The 20,737-nt window shown below is 43.8% G+C and carries 17 protein-coding genes; 5 read left to right on the forward strand and 12 right to left on the reverse strand.

All coding sequences use genetic code 11. The features are described from left to right. From QUA07_RS25735 to speB, 10 genes are all read right to left on the reverse strand, one after another. Complete coding sequence (locus QUA07_RS25735; RefSeq protein WP_333330890.1) at nt 1–3,006, reverse strand: GAF domain-containing protein; 3,006 nt, start codon at nt 3,004–3,006, stop codon at nt 1–3. A gap of 371 nt (nt 3,007–3,377) precedes the next feature. Further along, on the reverse strand, nt 3,378–3,830 hold the full coding sequence (locus QUA07_RS25740; protein ID WP_333084307.1) for an NADAR family protein: 453 nt from the start codon (nt 3,828–3,830) through the stop codon (nt 3,378–3,380). A gap of 314 nt (nt 3,831–4,144) precedes the next feature. Next, nucleotides 4,145–4,327, reverse strand: coding sequence for a hypothetical protein (locus tag QUA07_RS25745; RefSeq protein ID WP_333330893.1), 183 nt, complete (start codon nt 4,325–4,327; stop codon nt 4,145–4,147). Nucleotides 4,328–4,498: 171 nt separating this feature from the next. Next, nucleotides 4,499–5,047, reverse strand: coding sequence for a ribosome recycling factor (gene frr, locus QUA07_RS25750; RefSeq protein ID WP_333161226.1), 549 nt, complete (start codon nt 5,045–5,047; stop codon nt 4,499–4,501). Continuing rightward, complete coding sequence (gene pyrH / locus QUA07_RS25755; protein WP_333076369.1) at nt 5,034–5,762, reverse strand: UMP kinase; 729 nt, start codon at nt 5,760–5,762, stop codon at nt 5,034–5,036. The genes frr and pyrH overlap by 14 nt, the downstream gene beginning before the upstream one ends. 131 nt (nt 5,763–5,893) lie before the next feature. After that, nucleotides 5,894–6,292, reverse strand: a complete 399-nt coding sequence (gene msrB, locus QUA07_RS25760; protein WP_333330896.1) for a peptide-methionine (R)-S-oxide reductase MsrB — start codon at nt 6,290–6,292, stop codon at nt 5,894–5,896. 97 nt (nt 6,293–6,389) lie between these two features. Further along, nucleotides 6,390–8,210 (reverse strand): molybdate ABC transporter permease subunit, encoded by a 1,821-nt coding sequence (gene modB / locus QUA07_RS25765; protein ID WP_333330899.1) that lies wholly within the window; start codon nt 8,208–8,210, stop codon nt 6,390–6,392. Nucleotides 8,211–8,516: 306 nt separating this feature from the next. Beyond that, nucleotides 8,517–9,317: a molybdate ABC transporter substrate-binding protein gene (gene modA, locus QUA07_RS25770; protein ID WP_333330902.1), complete on the reverse strand. Its 801-nt coding sequence runs from the start codon at nt 9,315–9,317 to the stop codon at nt 8,517–8,519. 134 nt (nt 9,318–9,451) lie between these two features. After that, nucleotides 9,452–10,009 carry a thioredoxin family protein gene (locus QUA07_RS25775; protein WP_333330905.1) on the reverse strand — a complete coding sequence of 186 codons (558 nt, stop codon included), beginning with the start codon at nt 10,007–10,009 and terminating at the stop codon, nt 9,452–9,454. 133 nt (nt 10,010–10,142) lie between these two features. After that, nucleotides 10,143–11,072: an agmatinase gene (gene speB / locus QUA07_RS25780; protein ID WP_333330907.1), complete on the reverse strand. Its 930-nt coding sequence runs from the start codon at nt 11,070–11,072 to the stop codon at nt 10,143–10,145. A gap of 182 nt (nt 11,073–11,254) precedes the next feature. Here speB and QUA07_RS25785 point away from each other — a divergent pair, with 182 nt between their 5' ends. The 5 genes from QUA07_RS25785 (at nt 11,255) to QUA07_RS25805 (ending at nt 14,098) form a co-directional block, all read left to right on the forward strand. Continuing rightward, nucleotides 11,255–12,169, forward strand: a complete 915-nt coding sequence (locus tag QUA07_RS25785; protein ID WP_333330910.1) for an alpha/beta fold hydrolase — start codon at nt 11,255–11,257, stop codon at nt 12,167–12,169. Between the two features lie 444 nt (nt 12,170–12,613). Further along, entirely contained in the window at nt 12,614–12,949 is a 336-nt protein-coding gene (locus tag QUA07_RS25790; RefSeq protein ID WP_333330912.1) for a DUF4277 domain-containing protein, read from the forward strand. A gap of 219 nt (nt 12,950–13,168) precedes the next feature. Beyond that, complete coding sequence (locus tag QUA07_RS25795) at nt 13,169–13,606, forward strand: hypothetical protein (protein WP_445305914.1); 438 nt, start codon at nt 13,169–13,171, stop codon at nt 13,604–13,606. Next, nucleotides 13,603–13,734, forward strand: a complete 132-nt coding sequence (locus QUA07_RS25800; protein WP_333330914.1) for a hypothetical protein — start codon at nt 13,603–13,605, stop codon at nt 13,732–13,734. The genes QUA07_RS25795 and QUA07_RS25800 overlap by 4 nt, the downstream gene beginning before the upstream one ends. Before the next feature lie 175 nt (nt 13,735–13,909). Further along, complete coding sequence (locus QUA07_RS25805; RefSeq protein ID WP_333330918.1) at nt 13,910–14,098, forward strand: hypothetical protein; 189 nt, start codon at nt 13,910–13,912, stop codon at nt 14,096–14,098. 744 nt (nt 14,099–14,842) lie between these two features. On the opposite strand, the gene QUA07_RS25810 is transcribed toward QUA07_RS25805, so the two are convergent. Both QUA07_RS25810 and QUA07_RS25815 read right to left on the reverse strand, forming a co-directional pair. Further along, the gene (locus tag QUA07_RS25810) at nt 14,843–16,387 is read right to left on the reverse strand and encodes a response regulator (RefSeq protein WP_333330921.1); all 1,545 of its coding nucleotides are present in this window, start codon (nt 16,385–16,387) and stop codon (nt 14,843–14,845) included. Beyond that, nucleotides 16,380–20,702 (reverse strand): ATP-binding protein, encoded by a 4,323-nt coding sequence (locus QUA07_RS25815; protein ID WP_333330924.1) that lies wholly within the window; start codon nt 20,700–20,702, stop codon nt 16,380–16,382. The genes QUA07_RS25810 and QUA07_RS25815 overlap by 8 nt, the downstream gene beginning before the upstream one ends. Nucleotides 20,703–20,737: the final 35 nt, after the last annotated feature.

Here is a 20,737-nt window from a genome sequence, read left to right on the forward strand (position 1 = left end):
CTAATTCAGGGGAATCTCGATCCAGAACTCTGTACCATGACCGGGTACAGAAACAAACTTAAGTACGCCTTGGTGTTTCTCAACTACAATTTGGTAACTGATAGACAGTCCTAAACCCGTGCCCCGACCTACGGGTTTAGTAGTAAAAAACGGATTAAATATATGAGAGATTAACTCTTTGGGGATGCCGTGACCATTGTCTGCAATGCAAATTCCTACCGTTTTTTCATCGATTAATTCAGTGCGAATCCGAATGCAAGGAGAGGGGAAATCAGGAATCAAACACTCGGTGGTGGCATTTATATCTCCTGACTCGATAGGCCGTATTTGGGAGCTTAAATGTGTCGCCGCTGCACTTGCCGCTTTAAAGGGAAGATTCATAACTCGCTCTTTTTTCCCCATTTCTAGGGCGTCAAGGGCATTACCGATCAGATTCATAAATACCTGATTGAGCGAGCTGGCATAGCATTCTACTAAGGGCAACTTGCCATATTCTTTAATAATTTCTACGGTGTTGTGATCAGAATTGGCTTTGATCCGGTGCTGCAAAATCAACAGGGTACTGTCGATGCCCTCGTGAATGTCAACGGCTTTTTTCTCGGCTTGATCGCTCCTGGAAAAATTACGCAAAGATACAACTAACTGGCGGATGCGCTCAACTCCGACTGTCATGGAACCCAAAATTTTTGGCAAATCTTCGGCAAGAAATTCGATGTCGATGGCTTCGGAACACTCACTAATTTCTGGGTTGGGATTGGGGTAGTGCTGGCGGTAGAGTTCCACCAAGCAGAGTAAATCTTTGGTGTATTCGCTGGCGTGGGACAGATTGCCGTAGATAAAGTTAACGGGGTTATTGATTTCGTGGGCGACTCCGGCCAGGAGTTGTCCGAGACTCGACATTTTTTCGGTTTGAATCAGTTGGGCTTGGGTATTGTGCAGTTCTGTGAGGGTTTTAGCTAGCTGTTCGGCTTTTAATCGATCGGCAGTTGCTGCATTGAGACTTTCTTGATAAAGTTCTGCTTGGTGAATGGCGATCGCAGCTTGAGCCGCTAAATGTTGCACCAATTCCTGTTCTGCTGTGTGCCAAACTCTCGGTCCCGAACACTCATGGGCAATCAGCAACCCCCACAATTGGGAATCTTTGCCTTTCATTGGCACAATTAAACTTCCTCTCACCTGCAACTCTTCCAAAAATTCGCGGTGACAGGGTGTTAAATCCTCAGTATAAATATCATTAATTGCTCGCACCCGTCCGGCTCGATAAAAGCAGTCTGAGCCTTCGGGAAAGCATTCTTGTGGAGATGTGATACCTAAGATGGATCGCCACTCGCCGCAAACAGCTTCGACAACTACCTCGCCCTGTTTGTCGGCCGCAAATTGGTAGATTACCGTGCGATCGGTATCCAACAAAACTCTGACTTCTCGCACAATAGTTTGCAGTATGATTTTTAAATCTAAGGTGCTGCGAATCTGGTCTCTAACTCGCGTCAATACTTTGGCAAAGTCCAAGGATTTTTGCAATTGGGCGGTGCGTTCTTGAACTTGGCGCTCCAAGTTGGCATTCAGGGTTTGCACTTCTTTATAAAGAACGTACTGCCCAATGGCCGAACAAAATTGGCTGCCTATAGCTAAAGCTTGCTCAATTTCCTCGTACTTCCACTCGGGCGACTGACCTTTTTTTATTTCTCGCCAGACTTCAAAGGATTGTCTGGGAAGGGTTTGTGCAGCGCTGGTGTCAAAGCGCCCCGCCCACATTTTTTCGGTATCAATTGCATTGCGAAAAATGGTCAAACAGCCAACTACTTGTTGTTTGTAGTGGAGGGGAATTACCAGCAAACCCCTAATTTTAGTAGATTGGAAAGCGGGAACTAAAACTCTAAATAGAGGTTCTTTGTATAAGTCGGTAATTATCAAAACTGGGAATTGACAGTTAGTAAAAATTGAAATTTTGGGAATTTCTTCAGTATTTTTAAATCCTTTGGTTAGCCATTCCTGCCAGAGGGGATGAGCTTCCAGCGCCTTAACTTTTTCCCAGTTGGGAAGTGTCGGTTGTTCTCCTGTGGTGAACAGTTCAAAGGTAGCATCACTGTGGGCCGGGGCAGTTGGCAATCCTCCTTCAATCTTGGGAGGGGATAAATTTTCACCGTTGATTTTCGGCGGGTTGAGATAGAGTCGGCCACCGCTGCCGCCCAAAGCGGTGACGGTGGCTTCTAAACCCTGTTGCAGTTGAATGTTTACGTGACCATATAACAGGGCTGCTATGCGGCTCACGGTAGCTTCGCGGGCCGCTTGAGAGCGGGTTTGCTCGAGGAGAAGTGCGTGGGCTATAGCGCTAGACAATTGATCTGATACGAGCTGAACTACTTCTAAATCTGCTGGTGAAATATTGAGAGGCGCGGAGTGGTGAGACACTAAAAGTCCCCACAGTTCGATGTGAATTTTTTGATTATTTCCTGGCTCGTATCGAGTCAGACACGTGGCCGCCTCGCAGATATCTGTTTTGCTGTTTTCCGACGCTATCCTGCGGTGCAAAATCGGCACGACTAAGGAAGATTGGACTCCCATTGCCATCAGGTAAGCTGTGTGGCAAGGGTCGAGCGCTCGGTAGTGCATCTCTTCCTTTGCTAAAGGTTGACCGGTGTCTGCAGCATCGAGGGGACTCAGAACGATCGTCCCTGAGTTAACATCTATTATTGTCCGCTGGCGCAAAGTGACATACATCTCCCTGGCGCTCGCGGGAATGTCGTCTGCTGGAAAGTGCAGCCCTTTCAAGGAAGGAAGATGGTTGTTATTAATTGACTCAGCAACAACTTCTCCACTGCCGTCAGCACTAAACCTGTAAATCATAATGCGATCTGTTTTCAAAAAAGACCGCACTTCTGCTACCGTACTGGTTAAAATATCTTCTAATTCTAGAGATTGGCGGATGCGTTCTGTTATCCGCCGTATCAAAACTTCTCTATCTAGTTTATAATGTAATTCTTGCGTATTTTCTCTGAGGTGCATAAATCTCCTTTTGTACTTAATACAATGATAATAAGAAGTTTTGAGGTGCTGTGGTCGCGAGCCAACTCAAATGCCTTACCCTGAGTTTTTGACTCAACCGATCTGTACAATTAATGGCTAGCGCAACGTAGACAGACGACGGTGTATCGCCTCTGGCGCACTGGCGTAAGGAAAATCTGCGATCGCGCCAGTTTAATCCTTGCCTTCAACAGGCAGAGCGAGTTAAGCAAATAATTATTATTATTTTAATGCTCTTATAAATTTCTCGCAATCTTAAACTTTCACTATGAAAATTCTTCATTGTTAGGATAACTTGACATTTGTTGTAGAACTTCATATAATGATAATTAACGAAAGAATTTGAGTTTCTCTCAGCGCCCCTGGCCCTGACTAATTTCTTGGCGCACGCTCATCAGAATTTTACCCAAATGATTTTGACCGGTTCTGTCGCAGCCACACCCCCAGTAGTAATCCGTTGGCGAATCCTCGACAATCACTCGATCCCCTGTGGCAAGAAGAATAGCTTGAATGTCTGTATGAGTGAGAAACTTAGTTAAAACTGCTTCGCGCATAATGGGAATTTTCACTGCTTCCCAATCAGCACGAATCCGGTGCTTGGGATCGCGACCTAATTTAGCGGCTTCTTGAGGAGTTGCTACGGCTTGAATCGCCGCCACTAATCTTTTATCTGTGCTGACAAATTTTTGGGCTTGATAGTAATGTTCCACAGTCAACCAATATTGACCGTGCAGAGAAATGTCGTGTAGTGAAAAATTAGAAAAGCAGCCGTAAGGCTCCTCTACTTTATAAAAATAAATTATCATTTGATTTTAGATTTTAGATTTTAAATTTTACAGGATTTACGCGAAATCCAATTATCTAGGGTGCTTAGGGGCGCACCTTACCGCTATTGGGGATGAGGAATTGAGAATAAGGAATTGGGATTTAAGAAGATTCTCTCTTCTTTCTTCCCTCAAAATCCATGCGTTAAATCCGTTGCCGAACTTCCTTCGTTCTAAAACGGCATCAGCTTTTTAAGAGGGCGGTTAGCGATATCGGCATAACGCAGTTCGCCACACAAAATTTTGCTCATCAACTGAGTAGTCATCGGCAATTTGACCCCCGCTCTGTAAGCAGCTCATGTAAACTGATAGAATGCTCTAGCCAAGCGACTGGCCCAAATCATATGAGTGTTCCATTCTTGGGCGATCGATTGAGTGGACGGCTCCTTAGCGTCTTCGGCACCTCCTAGAGCTCGATCGATCGCCTCAGCAACCTTAAATCCGCTAACAATGGCAGGACGAATTCCTTCAGCGGACAACTGGTAATGGGTGATTGGTCATGGGGCAGGAGGAATTGGTAAGTTAATGAGTGTTAAATTTTGAGTTTTTAACTCACAACTCACAAATCATTAAGCGTCTGCTCGTTGTTCGCGGCCGTATCTCGGCAATCTCAAAACTCTTCCTATTCCCCCTGCCCAATTTCCCATTCCCTAAACAGTCGTGATATCTTTCTCTTTGGCTGCCAAAACTTCTTCTATTTTGGCAATGTACTTGTCCGTCAGTTTTTGAATTTTATCTTGCAAGTCGCGGGATTCATCTTTAGAGATATCGCTGCTTTTTTCCTGCTTGCGAATCGAGTCAACGGCATCGCGGCGGATATTGCGAATTGCAACTTTACCTTCTTCAGCAAACTTACTAGCCATTTTGACAAATTCTTGGCGTCTGTCGCTCGTCAGCGGCGGAATGTTCAAGCGAATAACTGAACCGTCGTTGTTGGGTACGAGTCCTACATCAGACAGGGAAATTGCTTTTTCGATCGAGGTAAGCGCTGTACGATCGAACGGTTGAATGGTGATCGTAGTCGCATCCGGGGTGCCGATGTTGGCAAGGGATTTGATCGGAGTTGGAGAGCCGTAGTAGTCTACCATGACTCGATCGAGGAGAGAGGCGTTGGCGCGTCCCGTCCGAATAGTATTAAAAGACCGTTGAGTAGCCTCAACTGCCTTTTGCATATGATCTTCTGCTTCAGCTAACTTCACAAAAACCTCCGACAAGAGTTCCAATAGATTCTCCCATTACAGCTCGGTAGATGTTGCCCGACACCGAGAGGTCAAATACCATAATAGGAATATTATTTTCTTTGCAAAGGGCGATCGCCGTACTGTCCATCACCCGCAAATCTTGATTCAAGACGTGGGCATAGGTGAGGGTTTGATACCTGCGCGCGTTGGGGTTGAGGTGGGGGTCGGAATCGTACACCCCATCTACCTTAGTAGCTTTAAAAATCACCTCTGCATCAATTTCAGCAGCCCGCAAAGCGGCTGTAGTATCAGTAGTAAAAAAAGGGTTGCCAGAACCGGCACCAAAAATCACTACTCGTTTTTTTTCTAGGTGGCGAATTGCCCGCCGCCGGATGTAGGGTTCAGCTACTTCTTGCATGGCGATCGCCGATTGCACCCGCGTTGGCACTCCTGCTTGTTCCAGGGCATCCTGCAAAGTGATAGCATTCATCACCGTAGCAATCATGCCCACATAATCAGCCGTTGCCCGATCCATCCCTGCCGAAGCAGCTTTCACCCCGCGAAAAATGTTGCCACCACCGACAACAATCGCGATTTGAATGCCTTGGGACACGACTTTGGCCACTTCCTGGGCGATCGACTGAACAACTATCGGATCGATGCCGTAGCCCAAGCTGCCCATCAGCGCTTCACCGCTGAGCTTCAGCAAAACTCGCTGATATACCATCCCCATGCCGCCACTATTTTTTTACTCTTTTTGCCTCCACCATAAGATAGCAGTACGGGTGCATTTTGAACATCAATTACCCAGAACAGACCCAAAAGTCTGTTCCAGAACACTTGACTGAGAACGGTTGACTAAATTTAATCCTTGGGGACGAAATTAAGAGCAGCAGAATTCATGCAGTAACGCTGACCGGTAGGTTTCGGGCCGTCGTTAAATACGTGACCGAGATGAGCGTCGCAAACAGCGCACAGTACCTCTGTTCGGCGCATGAACAAGGTATTATCCGACTCGCACTTGACATTTTCTTCGCTAACTGGAGCGTAGAAACTCGGCCAACCGGTACCGGAATCGTACTTGGTTTCTGATTTAAATAGCTCAGTGCCGCAGCAAATACACTTATAACTTCCTGGTTTTTTGTTGTCGTGATATTCGCCACTAAAAGCTCTTTCCGTTCCTTTTTTGCGGGTGACTTTAAACTGTTCTGGCGTGAGTTGTTGTTGCCATTCTGCGTCGGTTTTTTTAACTTTTTCAGGCATGATTTGATGTTGGGTTAAGATGTATTTAGCTGTTGAGTGTTGACGGTTAACTGTTAACTGTTGAGTGTTGACGGTTAACGGTATATTGCTAGTTAACTCAGGCTTCCATTAATATTAACCTAATTGGCTCGATATGAACATACCAGGGAAAAGGATTGTCCTTAATAGCCCTCCACTTTTCCTTAAAAACTTCGGCTTGCAAGTGATAATCTTGGGAATCATTGGGAGGCGAGTGCAATTTGAGATATAATGTCACCCGGTGCGGAGTTTCCACAGTCGAGGCGATCCAACAAGCAAAAGTATTTTCACGATCGCACCCACTAACAAAACTCAGTTGATGAGCCCGAATTCCCACAGAAACTAGAGATTTGGGAATGGGTTCGACTACAGTCAGAGTACAGCCCCAGTCGATCGCCTCCACGAGAGTTTCTGCGATCGGTTTAGCTGCTGAGAAATTCTTGCAGCCCGTCAACTGGGCGACAGTGAAGTTGCCAGGGCGATCGAAAATGTTCTGTTTTGTATCAAAGGCGATCGGCCTTCCCTGGGCCAATACCAACAGATTTTTGCACACCCGGTAAACTTCCTCTAAATTGTGGCTGACAAACAAAGTAATTCCCCGATAATTAGCCAGAGTCTGCATTAACTCCCGTTCTAGTTGACTGCGTAAGTGAGTATCCAAAGCAGAAAACGGTTCGTCTAACAGCAGCAAATCGGGAGAAGGGGCGATCGCCCTCGCCAAAGCCACCCGCTGCTGTTGGCCCCCCGAAAGTTCGTGCGGGTAGCGGTTTTCCAGTCCCGACATTTGCACCCAAATTAGCTGTTCTTTTACCCGAAGTTTTTGCTCGCTTTCAGATAAATGCTGCAAGCCAAACGCAATATTTTGAGCCACAGTCAAGTGAGGAAATAAAGCATAGTTTTGAAACAAAAAACCGATGCGGCGGTCTTTAGAAGGTACATTAATGCCCTGTGCTGAGTCAAATAAAACCCTGCCATTGACTGCAATTTTACCGCTCCTGGGAGTTTCCAAACCAGCAATGCAGCGCAGAGTCATGCTTTTACCAGAACCCGACGCGCCCAAAATTCCCAGCACTTCCGGGCCAATATCGAAACCGACATCCAAAGCAAAGCTGGAGAGAGGTTTAAAAATGCTTAAACAAAGTCCGCTTTTCGGTTTTTGTTTTTGGGATTTTGTGTTAGAAGTAGACGCGACTTGAGGAATATTTGATTGCAGTCTTTGGCTCGAATTCGGTTTGATCGATCTCCTTTGTAAATCAGTCCAAAAATTAACAGCAGTGAGCATCGTCAAAGAAATACTAAGAATAATCAAAACCCAAATAGCAGCTTGCCTCATATCCCCTGCTTCCACAGCAAAATAAATTGCCATCGGGATAGTTTGAGTTTGTCCGGGAATGTTCCCCGCTAACATCAACGTCGCGCCGAATTCACCCAAAGCGCGAGCAAATGCGAGAATAGTTCCTGCTAAAATTCCCGGCCATGCTAGCGGCAACATAATTCGCCAAAAGACTTGCCACTCCGAGGCTCCCAAAGTGCGGGCTGCATTGAGAAGATTCCCATCAATTTGCTCAAAAGCTCCCAAAGCAGTCTTGTACATGAGGGGAAATGATACAACTGTGGCAGTAATGGCGGCGGCTTGCCAAGTGAAAATTATAGTTAAGTCTAATTGTAGCAAGAATTGACCGATCGCCCCATTTCTCCCAAACAGCAGCAGCAGCAAAAATCCCACTACTGTCGGTGGCAAAACTAAGGGAGAAATGAAAATGCCTTCAATTAAAGCTTTACCTCTGATGGGAGTTGAAAGCATCCACCGGGCGGCGGCTATTCCCAGGAAAAAGGTGATAAATGTCGCAATAGCGGAGGATTTTAGAGATATCCAGAGCGGAGAAATATCAAATTCCATAAATCGTAGGGACGGGTTTCACTAACAATAATTGCCTCAAACAAATAATTTCCTAAACCCCCCCACACACAGATAAATCAAAATGTATAATTTGGGGATTCGCTCGTAGGGGCGGGTTTTACCAACAATTTTGGGCTAATACCAATAATCTCGTAAACCCGCCCCCACCCAAGGGCAAATCGAAATGTATCTCTTTGAATACACAAGGTTATCTGTTGTGTGAGGGCGGGTTTATATAGATTGTTGGCGGGAATTAGATATTGTTGGTAAAACCCGCCCCTACAAAATTTGGTTGTATGAGACTAATTATCGAGCTATGCCAAATCCGTATTTCTGAAATACTATTTTAGATCGATCGCCCGCCAAAAAGTCAACAAACGCTTTTGCCGCAGCCGGATTGCGACTGTTTCTGATAACTGCCAGCGGATAAACAATGGGCGAATGCAAATTTTCGGCAGCCGTTACCCGCACAGTTACTTTGTCGGAGGCTGTGGCGTCAGTCGCATAAACTATGCCAGCATCAACGTTACCGCTTTCGACAAATGTGAGCACTTGGCGGACGTTATTTCCTAGCACTAATTTTGGCTGGACTTGCTGCCACAATCCAAGTTTATTTAGCATTTCCTGAGCGTATTGGCCCACAGGTACGCTTTTCGGTTCGCCGATCGCAATTTTCTTGATTCTGGCATCTGTCAACTGTTTAAAATCGCTCAAAGCAACACCGTTTTTGGGAGTAATCAAAACTAGGCGATTTGTCAGCAAATTGTGGCGCGTGTCGTTAATTAGCAGGTTGGATTGCTGCAAAGCATCCATTGGGTTGGTGGCGGCGCTGAAAAATACATCTACCGGGGCGCCTTGCTGAATTTGCTGTTCTAGAGCACCGGAACCACCAAAATTATAAGTAATAGTAAAATTCGGATTACTGCTTTGATAAACAGTTTTGATTTCCCCTAAAGCTTTCGATAGACTGATAGCAGCGGATACGTTTAAAGACGTTTGCTTCTGTGCTGTTGTTGGGGAAACGCTTTTAAACAAGTTCCAAGCAATCAGCAGTGTCAGCGCTACAGCGGCTGCGACGATCGAGTTGAAAATGCGTTTTCTTTCCACAAGGCTGTATTATAATTTGCCCTAGGGCGATCTACACTATCTGTAGTAGTAAGGTGCGCCCCGCACACCTTACAAGTAGATGCTGTTTGTCCAGGATTATCATCTTCTAATGACTGATGACTGCTGACTAATGACTACGATCGCCATTTGACGGAACAGCCTATCGCCTCTGTAGTTGAAGGCTCAACGGGTTGACTGTTGAGCAATTGGTCGATCGCACTCCGCAGATAAGAAACCTGCACCGCCCCCGGATCGTCAGCGTTGTCGTCAATTAAACCTTTATAGCGCAGTTTGCCGTCTTGGTCTAACAAAAAAACCTCCGGGGTTTTAGAAGCCCCAAAACTTTCAGCCACATCTTGAGCAACATCTCGGATGTACGGGAAGTTGAGTTGATTGTTGGCGGCAAAAATTTTCATGTTCTCAAAACTGTCGTCGGGATATTGATTTGCATCATTAGCATTAATCCCGATTAAAGTAACATCTCGATCTTGAAAATCTGCTTGAAGTTCTTTCATGCGATTGAGATACAACTGCACGTAAGGGCAATGATTGCACATAAATATCACCGCGATCGCCCGAAATTTTTCTAAATATCGAGCTAAATGGTGAACTTCTTCGTCAACTCCCGGCAGTTCAAAATCGGGAGCGTAGCCGTTAATGGGAGTACCGGTTGTATCGATTAGTAAACTCATGTTTTCAGGAGGTGAAGAGCAGTATTTGCCAGCATGAAAGATGAAACTGTCAGCACGAATAAAATTGGCTGTTGTTTGGCTTTAGCTTAATTCTAGCCTTGCCAACAGCCTATTGTGATTCGTACTTCGCGATTTATTCCTCGTCTGGCTTTAGCCAACCTTGAGCCAGGGCTTGGTATCCAATAAGTTTATATGCTAATTTGGCGGCGGTAAATTCTGAGACTACAGAATCTACAATAGGTGCTAATTCCATAATGTCACACCCGATTACTTCGTAGGACTCGAAGATGCGGCGCAAAAATGCGGTGAGGGAATACCAATTTAACCCGCCCGGTTCTGGTGTTCCCACCCCTGGAATTAAAGTCGGATCGATGCCGTCTAAGTCGATCGTCAAAAATACTCGCTTAGTTGTGATGCTGGCAATTGCCCGATCGGCCCAATCCGGTTGAGTAGCGATTTCGCGAGCTCGAATCACGTTTAGCTGTTTTGCTTTAATCAAGTCGGCTTCTTCCTTGCAGATAGCGCGAATCCCGATTTGCAGTGTCGGTAAGCCCATATCTACAACACGTCGCATCACGCAGGCGTGGTTGTGAATCGAGCCTTCGTACTCGTGCCGCAAGTCGCCGTGGGCATCGATTTGCACGACTGTGAAAGGTTCATCCGGGTATGCTTGGCGATAACCTTCAACAACGCCGGCAGTGATGCTGTGTTCGCCTCCGAGGGAGATGACAAATTTATTTTCGGTGACTAGCTGGTAGACTGCTGCTTGGGTGACTTGCAGCATTTCTGAGGATGAAACTGGTTGTCTGTTGCGGGTATCGGCGATCGGCTCTTGTGTATAAATTCCGACATCGTAGCAAACTTCGGAGTCCAATTCTTCGTCGTAGCACTCGAGTTGATGAGAAGCTTCTAGAAGTTTAGCGGGCCCGTTTTCGCACCCCCGGCGGTAAGTGGTGGTAGCTTCGTAGGGAATTGGTAAGATAACTACTTTGGCGGTGTCGTAGTCGGGTACAATTTCCGACCCCAGAAACGGTACGACGGCAGTGGAAACGATCGTTGGCATAAGGGAAATTTTAATACAGCAAAGAAGTCAGCAGGTTTAATCGTGACATAATATCGGCTCTAACTGCAAAGTAGTCAGTTGGCAGTTGGCAGTTGGCAGTTGGCACTGTTGACAATGCCCTATGCCCTATGCCCTATGCCCCATGCCCAATCTAAAATCTAAAATCTAAAATCTAAAATCGTATGACATCTTCTACTCCCACTTCGTCAACTGCTGTTGCACCTCAAACTTGGCTGTGGAAAGGCTTTCCGATTTGCTACCAGGCTGCGGGTTCCCAGGGGCCTGCGGTGGTGTTTGTTCACGGTTTTGGTGCGTCTTGGGGCCACTGGCGCAAGAATTTGCCGGCGCTGGCTGCTGATTGCCGCTGTTATGCGATCGACCTCATCGGTTTTGGCGGTTCTGCTAAACCCGCGCCCAAGCTTGAAATTGACTATACTTTTGAAACTTGGGGACAGCTAATTGCTGATTTTTGTCGGGAAGTTGCGGGCGGGCCGGCTTTTTTGGTGGGAAATTCGATCGGCTGTGTGGCAATTATGCAAGCGGCTGTGGATTTTCCCGATATTGCTTCTGGCGTAATTTTACTCAATTGTTCCCTGCGGTTGCTGCACGATCGCAAACGCGCCGAATTGCCTTGGTATCGCAGTTTTGGAGCGCCAATCGCACAAAAAGTTTTAAATGTCAAGTGGATAAGTCAATTATTTTTTAAACAATTAGCAACGCCAAAAACAGTAAAAAAAGTGCTTTTGCAAGCTTATCACCGTCCTGAAGCTGTCAGCGACGAACTGGTAAATATGCTGCTGGAACCTGCTAAAGACAGCGGCGCAGTCGAAGTATTCGTAGCATTTATCAGTTATTCTCAAGGCCCGCTACCGGAGGATTTGTTGCCGCTTTTAAGCTGTCCGGCTTTGATTTTGTGGGGTACGGATGACCCTTGGGAGCCGATCGCATTGGGCCGAGAATTGGCAAAGTTTCCGGCTGTTGAAAAGTTTATTCCTTTGGAGGGAGTGGGACACTGCCCGCAAGATGAAGCGCCGGAATTGGTCAATCCTATTTTACTTGATTGGATTAAAGAGCGATCGGTAATTGCAGAAAATTAGTGCATTTGCTCCTTTGGTGCCAGAAGAATTGGTTTGATTGAACCGCCCAGACGCGAAGAACACGAAGGAAGAAGTAGGAAGAAGAAATTAGGACACGGCAGTGCCGTGTCCTCAGTATTATAAGGAGTGCAGCCGGAAGTGATATTACACCCCACATTCCGCACCCCCAACTGGCACATACGCGGATTGAGGGGGTAAAAGTGAATCATCCCAGACAATAGTGAGTAAAAATACTCAATTATTTCGGTCACGCTCGCATCACCTAGTTAAGCATTCCTGATAATAGACGTGAGGGCGTGAGTTAAATCTGATGTAGGTTAAAATTGCGATCGTCACCAACCAAGTTTATTACCTCACTGTTACCTGATTGATGACGAAAATGCGTTAATTGCGATGGCAACCATAGTCAATCATCACCAAGAATAGCGTAAACTTGCGATCGCGATGAACGCTCAAATCAGAATTCAGCAGCCCATGCAGAAAGCATCTGACATGACAGTAGAAAACTTAGACCATCTAGGCTTAGTAGCAGGTCTAATTAATGACCTAGGAATTGTCCAAAAAATCAATGAATTAGTAGGCGAACAACCGGGCGAGATAGTCAGTCCCGGCCTGGTAGTCAAAGCCATGATTATCAATGGATTAGGGTTGGTTTCCGCCCGACTATACTTATTCTATAAATTTTTTGAAGGGAAAGCAATAGAACATTTACTTGGGCCAGGAATTCAAGCATCACATCTGAATGATGACCGTTTAGGAAGAGTATTAGATAAATTATAAAGAACCGAACTTACCGAAATATTCACAACCATTGCCCTGTCAGCGGCTCAAAAATTCCCGATAAATATCGACACATCTCACTTAGACTCAAGCTCATTTGATCTACATAGAAAATATGAACAAGAGTTGCCATCAGTATCTTTTTATCACACATAAATCGAAGGCAATCGCTCAGATAATTCATCAATCAACCATCAAACACCCCCAATACCAATTAAGATCACCTACGGCTACTCTCAATGGCCAAATCCCGACTTAAAACAATTCATTTTAGACCTAATTTGTAGTCGAGACAAAGATGTACCACTATTTTTGCGAGTAGCTTCAGGGAACGAATCAGATAATTCCATATTTGCCTCAATTTGTCAAGACTTTAAACTACCATTAAATCTCGACAGTTTAATGGTAGCTGACAGTGCATTATATACCGCTCCAAATTTAGAAATCTTAACCAATTTAAGATGGTTAACTCGTGTACTACTAAGCCTGAAAAAAGCGCAGCCAATGGTATCTCAATTAAATGAATCAGAATTGCAGGATATTTCTCAGACGGGATATACTTGGTCAAAACACAAAACTAATTCTGGTGAACTTACACAAAAATGGTTAATAATAGAGAGTAGTTTGCGTCGTGATGCTGACCGAGTTAAGGAATGAAAAAAATCAAAAAACCTGAAATTGAGGGTCAAAAAAAGGGGCAAGGTTTATCAATTATTGAATTTGCTTGTATGGTCGATGCTGGAGTCAGCAGCAAATCGTTTATCCCAACAACTAAAATGTCATAATTTAACTCAAAGCAGCACTCTAGAAGCGACAGGAAGACCAATTACTGATTTGACCATTTTTCATGAAAATTCTAGCTCTAGCTTGATATTTAAAGTTTAAGCCAAACTGGAATTAGATGCTAGTGCTATCGCCCGCATAACCAAAGCTAGTGGCCGATTTATCTTAGCTACTAATGTGCTGGATGTATCAAAATTAAATCCTGATGAAATGATGGTGAAATATAAGGAACAGCAGGCAGCAGAGAGAGGGCTGGGATTTTTGAAAGACCCCCTATTTTTTACGAATAGCGTGTTCCTCAAGTCGCCGGAAAGAATAGAGGCATTAACTTTGATAATGGGTTTGTGTTTGTTGGTTTATACTTGAGATCAAAGGTTACTACGTCAAAACTTGCAACTCACAAATTCTCAACTCAAAAATTAGTTACCCCAAGGAAAAAAACAACTTGCTCTACGCTGGAAATCCCCAACTTTTCAATTTATTCATACCGTTTGTATTCAAGGAATTCAATAAGTTTTTAATTTGATATCTGAACGGTTGGCGATAGAAATTTTATTGACATTCACCTGTAGACTTGATTATTTCTTGTTGTGAATTAAGTCTAATATTGATTGGAAAAACTGATTTACATTTAAGTAATTGTAGATGCAGAAGTGATGCCTCATGGTCATAATGCTAGCGATATATGCTGGGAAGTAATAGTTAGTAATGGTCAGATTTTTGACTTTTTATGGCTGAATAAATTTAATTCATGCGCTCATGGCAATTTTTAGGAATTCCTAACTGGGTGATGCGAGCGTTGCACAGATTTTCGGGTGTTTTTACTCACTATTATCTCGGATGATTCACTTTTACCCCCTCAATCCGCGTATGTGCCAGTTGGGGGTGCCGAATGTGGGTTATAAAAACACTTCTTCTCGTTCCTTCCTTCTGCCTCATGCCTCAAAACTCCAATTTCTAGCTTCGCTGCTTTCATTGAGATGCTCCCGAAGGCTTCTATCCGTCTCTTACTTCATTACCTAAAGTAGGGGAATATTCCCCTGCCTGATCGATTTTGATATAGTCGTGCAACCCTTAAAATTTATTGAACTCGCCTTCAGTTAAAATTAACTAAGAAATACCCAAAGCTGTTTTAGACATCGTAATTAAATTAGTAGCCAAAATTTTCTGGTGAACTGGAATATCAATAATAAAGATTGCCCCCTGATTAGGAGCTGAAATACAATTGAGCTTGCCCCCGTGTTTATCCACTACAATCTGATGGGAAATCGACAGCCCAATACCAGTACCCTTCCCGATAGGCTTAGTAGTAAAAAATGGCTCAAATAGGTGTTGGCTAATTTCTTCTGTCATCCCCGGCCCGTTATCCGTAAAATGAATTAACACTCGATTAGATTCCGTGACCTCAGTGCGAATGAAAATCTGAGAAGGATTAGCTTTCATTTCACTTAAGGATCGCGTCGTATTATAATCATCTATGGCATCAATAGCATTAGCAACAAGATTCATAAACACCTGGTTAAGCTGACCCGCATAACACTCTACCAGAGGCAGATTTCCGAATTCTTTGACCACCTCAATTGCAGGTCGATCGCCCCTTCCTTTAACACGGTTATGCAAAATTAACAAAGTGCTATCAATACCCTGGTGAATATCCACCGGTTTCATTTCAGATTCATCCAATCGCGAGAAGATTCGCAGCGACTGAACAATTTCGCGAATCCGGTCAACACCTACCTTCATTGAACTCAGCAATTTAGGTAAGTCTTCAACCAAGAAACCTAGTTCTATTTCCTCTATTTTCTGTTCAACTTTTGGCCCTGCATCCGGAAATTCTTGGTGATAAAGATTGACGAGATCAATCAAATTTTGGGTATAATCATCGGCATAAGAAAGATTCCCAAAAATAAAATTAACGGGATTATTTATTTCATGGGCTACACCTGCAACAAGCTGACCTAGACAAGACATTTTTTCGCTCTGCACAAGTTTAGTCTGCGTGATTTGCAATTCTAGAAAAGCCTTTTCTAAACATTGAGTTTGGGTTCGCAATTGAGCTTCCGATTGTTGCAATCCCGCCTCTGCTTGCAGACGCTCTTGAATCTCCTGTTTGAGCAATTGATTGGATTGAAAAAGTTCAGCCGTCCTTTCCTCAACTCGCCTTTCCAACTCCGATGCCAGCTTCAAGAGCGAAGATTCCGCTTTGACACGCTGTTCGATTTCTGCTTGCAAGCACACATTTTGCTCTAAGAGTTTCTTCGACAAATTGCGGAGCTTCATGTGAACATTAACACGAGCTAAAACCTCTTCATGCTGAAGAGGCTTAGTGATATAATCGACCGCACCCAGACTCAAACCTTTAACCTTATCCACCGTATCAGCAAGAGCCGTCATAAAAATCACGGGAATGTCTCTCGTTAAGTCATTAGCTTTCAAACGGCGACAAGTTTCAAACCCATCTATTCCTGGCATAAGCACATCCAACAGGATCAGATCGGGCGCAGCATATGCGACCTTCTGGAGAGCACTTTGACCATCCCTAGCTACCAATACTTTAAATCCAAAATCAGCCAAAAAATCGAACAGGACACCTAAATTAGTCGGGGTGTCATCTACGATTAAAATGGTGCTTTGTTCGGCAAGTTCACTACTCATTGGTTGTCGTCCTATATTGTTTAATAAACTCTAGGATTTGTTGTTCTTCAAATCCTTTCGCTAACTGGCGCAGATGGGTGGCAAAGGGAACCCATTGCTCATTGAGTTGTTCTAGTTTTGCAGCTCGCTCCGCAATCCCTCGGAGATCGCCCATCATCGCTAGATCGAATAGAACGGCGATTTCCTCATCGGGGGGAGCTACAATTTCAGAACTTAGAGATTTTTTTTCTCCTTCTGCTTTCCTAATCTCTTCCAGATTTTCTTCATAAATCCATTCTAACCCTAAATGAGTACGTAATTTTTCTAAAAGCTCCTCGATTCGTATGGGTTTCGGAATAAAATCATTGCAACCTACCTCGGCACTTTGTTGTCGATCGAAATCAAAAACGCTGGCAGAAGTAGCAATCACCACTAAATTAGTCTGATCTGATGATTTGCGAATCCGGCGCGTTGCTTCTAAGCCGCTCATTACTGGCATCATCAAGTCCATTAAAATACAGTCGGGCTTATACTCCACCGCCTTGTTTAAACAGTCCTGACCCTCCGTTGCTTCCAGAATTTTAAATCCTAACGGCTGAAGCATTCCCGCCAGGATCGAACGATTCTGCCACTTGTCGTCAGCTATGAGAATTTTTAGCTTTCGGCCTTTGAAACCAACGATTGTGTGGGCATTGGCTTTGGCTGCATTAGTCGCCCATTCCGATACCTCTGGCAAATCTAAATCGAACCAGAAAATGCTCCCTTCTCCTAATGTACTCTTCACCTTTATTTCACCGCCCATCATCTGGACTAATTGGCGACTAATTGCGAGTCCCAACCCGGTTCCTTCAACCTTCAGGTTGGCTTCTCCTACTTGGTGAAAAGGCAAAAATATGTCTTGCAATTGCTCTGATGCCATACCCACTCCGGTATCTTCCACTTGAAACCGAATCTTGCCATCTTGATATCCTACTTTGAATGCCACTCCGCCTTTTTCGGTAAACTTAATCGCATTGCCAAGTAAGTTGATTAAAACTTGACGCAACCGTTTTTCATCACCCTGGACGGCAATAGGTAGTTGGGTAATGGGCTCGTAAATAAGGGAGATTCCCTTTTGTTCTGCCCGAATACTGCAAATTTCAGCCAGACCTTCCAAAAATTGTGAGAAATGGAAATTACTCAAGTGGATTTCCATTTTTCGGGCTTCGATTTTGGAGAGATCTAAAATATCGTTAATTAGGGTTAAGAGGTGTTCGCCACACTGACTAATCACGTTCAGACCATCTTTTTGCTGGTCAGCCAAGTTTTTTTGTCGTTTGAGGATTTGGGTGTAACCCAAAATGCCATTAAGTGGCGTTCGGAACTCGTGGCTCATATTAGCAAGAAACTCACTCTTGGCAGAGTTGGCGGCTTTCGCTAATTCTTCTGCTTTTTGTAAATCGATATTTTTTTCTTGTAACTGTTGCGTTCTTTCTGCCACCTTCGCTTCTAAAGTAGCATTTGCTGCTTCCAAATCGTTATAAAGACGGGCATTTTCAATTGAAATAGCTGCTTGAGAAGATAAAAGTTGTAAAACTTCTAAACGATCGGGAGTAAAAGCACCAGTTGTGAGATTATTTTCTAAGTAAAGAATCCCAGTCAGTTTTCCTTGATGGACTATGGGAGTACATAATACTGACTTGGGTTTTTGGTTGACGATATAAGTATCCGCCGTGAAGGTTCCTTCACAACTCGCATCGTTTAATACCACATTTTCCTGAGTTCTGGCAACATAGTTAATCAAAGATATGGGTAGTTGCTTAGTGTTTTGCACTGGTATTCTTTGCAGCACTTCTACATCGCCATCTACAGTGCCATAAGCTTCAATGAGTAGATTTCCAGCTTTGTCTAAAATGAAAATGCCACTTTGAGCACCCGCATTCTCGATCGCTATTTTCATCAATTTCGCTAACAAATTAGTCAACACAATTTCGCCAGAGAGAGCTTGAGAGGCTTTGATGACAGTCGCTAAATCTAGTGCGCCACTCGCTGCACTCGTCGAGCTAGTGATCATCGTGACCGGGCTACCTTGACTTTCTGGCTTGGCTATCCGGGAAAGTATTTGAGGATATCTGGCTTCTAAATCTTTGACTATAGCTTTCGCTCCCCAGCGACTATATCCGTAGCGAGCATCGGTTAAATAAATCCGAGCAATTTTATCTTTAGAACGGGAAAAATAAAAGTCTCCTGCTAATTCGTTGGCTAATGCTTCTTCTTGGATATATCCCTGTTCTTTGGCTCCTGCTATGGCGCGATCGTAATAATCGCTCGCTTCTAAAGGTTGTCCCAAAACCCGCGCTTTTTCTGCTTCTACTAACTCATACTTGTGCTGAAAATTGCACGGCGCATGGAACGCCCAAGTCTTCATTCTTTCTTGGTTAGCTGCTACTACACTTAGATATTTTTCTTTCTCTTTTGGCGAGGCTTTTGGATACAGTGCTAGGAGGGAAAGAGAATGGTAAAAGTTGTCGATACTCATGTGAATTAATCCTGCACCCATGCTGGCGTATTTTAATGCTAAATGAGCAAGAATTAATGTTTGATTAAACTCTTTAAATAAATAAGATAGCATCATTTTGCCGGCATAATAGGCATAGAGCAAAGTCCCATTGTTAGAAGCTATAATTCCTGGCAGTAGTTCTTCTTCATTAAAGCTTGCACCTAGTAAATGGTATGTGTCTGAGTTTTTCTCCAGTAAATTGTCAACTATTTGCTGGTGAACTTTCACAAATAAAGTATCATATTCTTGTTTGAGCTGAATGGTCATAGCAACATATTTTGCCTGTTCTTGCTCAAGTTTTTGTAGCTCTCCCCCGCTAAAAAGTAAGTGATTACAATAATTTGCTATACTGTGACAAGCATATTCTATATCTCCAGTTTCTATACCACTTTGAATTGCATCAACCAAAGATTCTAGGGTGGCCTTAAGCGGATCTTTCCAAAACCTTGCCAGACAATTAAATATACAAACTATTTTTGATTTAAGGGTAATAGCGTTAAATTTTTCTAGTAAAAAAATAGCTAAGTTACCAAATCGATATCCAGAATCTATGTCTCCTAATCCTCCACAGAGTAACACTCCATACCAAACATAAGCAAAAGCAGATTCAGGCGAATTTCCATACTTAATAGACAAGGCTATTTTTGTATAAAGGATTCGCGGAAACAGCGCAGGATTTACAATAAAAGCTGGTGTTATAATAAGATTTAATATTCGCATAGCTGCGAGTTTATCGGGAGCTGTCATTGTCGGCAAGTTAGCTAAATCATCAACTATCAGTTCTTGAGGTGGTTCTTGCTCTAGGCTAATTCCGAACATTTCCAGAACGGCGAGTCCATTATCTATAGCTGATATTCTCCGATTTTGAGACATCTCTAATTGAATTCTAAGTTCGTAAACCTTGCCTTGTTCCAGAAGGGTTTTTGCTTGTTTCAGGCTCGTCTCCGACAACTGTTGCGATCGCTCAAAGTTAGTGTTTATATATTCAGTTTCGGCTGCTTCTAAATGGAGGTTTAATGTCAGCTCATATTGACTCTGCCATCTATCCTCCGGGAGAAGTCCTAAACCCACATTCAAATATTTGACAGCCGACTCATAAGCTGTGGCAGCTTTGGCTTTCTGTCCGGCGATCAGATTCAGTTCTGCCAGCTCATATCTTTCCACCTCTAAAGTGATTAAATCCGTTCCATAATTTAGTTGGTTAACCAGTGCAAAGATATGTTCTTTTCGTTCTTCAGGGCTTGTGGACTTCAGCAGTAGTTGACCAATTTTTCGGTGAGTTTCTTTTTTCTGATCGTCGGGTATCAGAGAATAAGACGCCTGTTGCACTCGGTCATGCAAAAACTTGTAGGTGACATTAAACTGCTCCGTTGAGTGTTCTGTAGATATTTCCGAGTCAAATAGCAGGGGGATTTTGTAGGAATTATTTAGTGGCAGAACGAAACCAGCTTGTAGCGCTTCCCATAAATCCCTTGCGGTCTCTGACTGAGATTTTTTATTAGCAATCGCCAAAACGTCTAAACTAAATTTATCTCCTATACAGGCAGCTAATTTTAAGACATTCTGCGTCGGGGACGATAGCTTTTGAATTTGGCTGACCATCAATTCGACGACATTATCGCTGATATCAATGCCTTGAAGCAGTTGGATATCCCATTGCCAACAAACTTGATTGAAATCAAAGGAGAGGAGCTGGTCTTGATAAAGGGATTTGAGCAGTTGAGTCAAGAAGAAGGGATTTCCCTGGGTTTTCTTAAAACAATACTCCGGACAGTTTTTAAGCAGCCAGAGTACCATAAGACAAGACTGAAGGAAGGTTAGGGTGATTTAAA

It is taken from the genome of Microcoleus sp. T3_A4, from assembly GCF_036700465.1.
In the GTDB taxonomy this organism is placed as follows: Bacteria; Cyanobacteriota; Cyanobacteriia; order Cyanobacteriales; family Microcoleaceae; genus Microcoleus.